1 protein-coding gene is annotated in these 611 nt (G+C 50.2%); it reads right to left on the bottom strand.

The features are described from left to right. Positions 1-245 precede the first annotated feature (245 nt). Positions 246-611, bottom strand: a 366-nt coding sequence (locus AC1RPW_RS07790; protein ID WP_481769410.1) for a hypothetical protein, incomplete at its 5' end; no start/stop codon positions are given.

Raw genomic sequence — 611 nt, forward strand, 5'->3', positions numbered from 1 at the left:
CCTCCGTAGGGGTCGAAGTAATGATTTTTAGGACACGAAAGAATTGGGTGTCCTCCACATGATTCGCAATAGGTGTCATACGCTGCCCACCTATCGGCCGCGTGCCACTCTCTGCACTCAGGGCACTCTATCTCCTGCCCCGGAAAGTCTAGAGGACCTTCCCAGTCGATAGTTTGGTACGCAGCATCGTCAACGCGTATTGTGTTCATGTGTCACCCAGCAAAAAGGGTCCGAAGCCCCTTGGTTTAACCTACGTAATTGCCATCGACGAAAATCCCCACACCCTTATTGTAGGTGCGGCTGTTGCGTGAAAGACGACGCTTGAACTTACCGTCGATGAACAGCGACTTGTCCTTGATGTCGATAGAGGGAACAACACGTCCATCGTACAGGATTCCAGAGACGCTCGCGTTTTCGTTGCCAGTGATCAGAAAATTAGGATCACTAGACGGTGAACTATTTCGCAGCGACTTGCAAATCAGCTCACCGAGCTTGTACACACCGTAGAAAAACACGACCACACAAAGTAGGTCTAGTGGTGTCAGGGTCAATGTTGCATCGTAAGTCGCGTCCACGCGGCTGCTCCTTAATTTTCGCTCAGCATTTAAATA

The organism is Dellaglioa sp. CoH-55-MRSF-8 (assembly GCF_056782195.1).